Raw genomic sequence first — 2673 nt, forward strand, 5'->3', positions numbered from 1 at the left:
GACCGGTTGTTAAAAATTGCATTAAGGCCTTTTTAACCGGTGGACTTATTTGTTTGATTGGTCAGCTTATTTCAGACTTTTACATTTATTATTTCGATTTTACTGAGCAAACGGCCGGAAATCCGACGGTGGGTACGTTAATTTTTATTACAATGCTTCTTACTGGTTTTGGCGTATATGATCGAATGGCCCAATTTGGTGGGGCTGGAACAGCTGTACCTGTAACAGGTTTTGGCAATGCGGTTATATCGCCTGCCATTGAGCATCGAACCGAAGGATTTGTACTGGGCGTAGGTGGCAACATGTTTAAATTAGCGGGGGCGGTTATTTTATTTGGTGTTTTTTCTGCTTTTGTCATTGCCTTAATTAAAACCACTTTAATCCAGTGGGGTGGTTTATAATGCTAGCAGGTCATCGTACATGGATCTTCGAACAAAAGCCTGTCATTATCTCCACTGGAACCGTTGGTGGACCATTTGAAGCCAATGGTGCTATCCCAGATGATTTCGATACTCTTCATGCTGATTTATGGCTTGGGCAGGATTCCTATGAGAAAGCACATAAAATCCTTTTTGAAGAGGCTTGCCAAAAAGCCATGGAAAAAGGGGGCATACAAAAGGATCAAGTTCAATTTATCCTAGCTGGGGACTTAATCAATCAAATCACCCCAACAAGTTTCGCTAGCAGAACGATTGGAGCGCCTTATTTTGGCTTATTCGGTGCTTGCTCTACCTCGATGGAAGGACTGGCTCTAGGTGCTTATATTGTAAATACAAAAGGAGCGAAATATTTGTTAACAGGAGCTTCCAGTCATGATACAGCTGTTGAAAAACAATTTCGGTATCCAACTGAGTATGGTGGACAAAAGCCACCTACGGCACAATGGACGGTTACTGGTGCAGGTGCAGCCCTATTAAGTGATACTGGGGAAGGACCTCATGTCACATCTGCCACAATTGGTCGTGTAATCGATATGGGATTGACAGATCCATTTAACATGGGAGGAGCTATGGCGCCAGCTGCGGTTGATACCATTGAAGCCCATTTAAAGGAACGAAATGTTGAGCCATCTTATTACGATTTAATTGTAACCGGTGACCTTGGCCAAATCGGACAGGAAGTGTCCATGGATCTATTTAAAAAGCATGGAACTCCTATTAGTGAAGAACAATACCAAGATTGTGGCCTTATGATTTATCGGGAAGGACAACCCGTTCTTGCAGGGGCAAGCGGTGCAGGCTGTTCAGCAACGGTAGTTTATGGGCATTTATTAAACCGCATGAAAAAAGGTGAATTTAAACGAATGTTAGTTGTGGCTACAGGTGCTTTGCTTTCACCGTTGTCCTTTCAGCAAAATGAAACAATTCCTTGTATCGCCCATGCAGTGTCAATTGAATACGGAGGTGAACAATTAACATGATCTATTTTTGGGCTTTTGTCGTAGGCGGTTTAATTTGTATCATTGGGCAAATTATGTTTGATGTATTTAAATTGACACCAGGTCATACCTTAAGTGCTCTTGTAGTGATTGGGGCGCTTTTAGATGGATTTGGACTATACGAGCCTTTGATTGATTTTGCTGGGGCAGGGGCTACCGTTCCGATTACAAGTTTTGGGAATTCGCTTGTTCATGGTGCGATGCAGGAAGCAGAAAAACATGGGTTAGTTGGTGTACTGACAGGAATGTTTGAAGTAACTAGTTCTGGTATTTCAGCTGCCATTGTTTTCGGCATGATAGGAGCTTTAATTTTTAAGCCAAAAGGATAAGGAGAATTAGGATGACAGTAGGATCAGATGTTAAACAGTGTTTTGCCAGTCTAAAAGGGGTAGAAGCAAGTCTCTCAAGTTTAGCATTACGGACTCTTGATGATGAATCGAAGCGAACTTTGCATGAGGCTATGATGGTAGTACACGAAGTAACAAAAGATTTAAAAAAAAGAGTAGGAGAACTAGAAGGAGAGGAACTTCAGTACAAAGGTTTCTAGAAAAACTATATTTACAGGGGGTGTAAGCAGTGCCTGAATGGTTAGAGATAACTGTACGCTCAGCATTATTTGTTGCTGTTTTATTTTTCATTACAAAATGGTTAGGGAAAAAGCAAATTTCAGAACTATCTTTCTTTGAATATGTCACCGGTATTTCTATTGGAAGTATTGGTGCAGAAGTGGCTATGGGACTTGAACGGAACATTTTTCACGGAATTATTGGAATTGTCATTTTTGCGGCTATTCCCTTTTTCGCTGGTTTAATTTCATTAAAAAGTAAACGTTTTCGCAATTTTATAGAAGGAAAAGCAACTGTATTTATCAAAGATGGGAAGATTATGGAAGATAATTTAAAAAAGGAAAGATATACGACAGATGAACTGTTAGAGCTACTTCGCAGGAAGGATGTCTTTCAAGTCTCTGATGTAGAATTTGCTGCTTTAGAGGCAACAGGTGATTTATCTGTGATGCTAAAGAAAGAAAATCAACCTTTAACAGCAAAGGATATAAACTTGAAGGTTGCTTCAATCAAGGAGCCTCAGACCATTATTATGGATGGTACAATAATGGATGAACCACTAGCCACGATTGGACGAAGTCGGGCTTGGCTACATACTGAATTAGAAAAACTAGGGGTAACGATTGAAAATGTATTTCTGGGACAGGTTAATTCTTACGGAGAGTTAAC

The 2673-nt window shown here is 40.4% G+C and carries 5 protein-coding genes; all 5 read left to right on the forward strand.

Annotated elements, in window-relative coordinates:
* On the forward strand, positions 1-401 hold a 401-nt coding region (gene spoVAC, locus ACFFHF_RS00425), incomplete at its 5' end, for a stage V sporulation protein AC (RefSeq protein WP_377057366.1).
* Positions 401-1420, forward strand: coding sequence for a stage V sporulation protein AD (gene spoVAD, locus ACFFHF_RS00430; protein ID WP_340903788.1), 1020 nt, complete (start codon positions 401-403; stop codon positions 1418-1420). The genes spoVAC and spoVAD, both read left to right, overlap by 1 nt.
* Positions 1417-1767: a stage V sporulation protein AE gene (gene spoVAE, locus ACFFHF_RS00435; protein WP_098797242.1), complete on the forward strand. Its 351-nt coding sequence runs from the start codon at positions 1417-1419 to the stop codon at positions 1765-1767. The genes spoVAD and spoVAE overlap by 4 nt, the downstream gene beginning before the upstream one ends.
* A gap of 11 nt (positions 1768-1778) precedes the next feature.
* A complete protein-coding gene (locus ACFFHF_RS00440; RefSeq protein ID WP_009336483.1) occupies positions 1779-1985 on the forward strand; it encodes a DUF1657 domain-containing protein in 207 nt (68 codons plus the stop codon).
* Between the two features lie 29 nt (positions 1986-2014).
* Positions 2015-2673 (forward strand): DUF421 domain-containing protein (locus ACFFHF_RS00445; RefSeq protein WP_377057367.1); only part of this gene is annotated, 659 nt, incomplete at its 3' end.

Source organism: Robertmurraya beringensis, assembly GCF_042433785.1.
GTDB classification, from domain to species: Bacteria; Bacillota; Bacilli; order Bacillales; family Cytobacillaceae; genus Robertmurraya_A; species Robertmurraya_A beringensis.

Bases quoted from the DNA above. Each gene is read 5' to 3' on its own strand.
- spoVAD (WP_340903788.1), top strand. From the start codon at position 401: ATGCTAGCAGGTCATCGTACATGGATCTTCGAACAAAAGCCTGTCATT.
- spoVAE (WP_098797242.1), top strand. From the start codon at position 1,417: ATGATCTATTTTTGGGCTTTTGTCGTAGGCGGTTTAATTTGTATCATT.
- ACFFHF_RS00440 (WP_009336483.1), top strand. From the start codon at position 1,779: ATGACAGTAGGATCAGATGTTAAACAGTGTTTTGCCAGTCTAAAAGGG.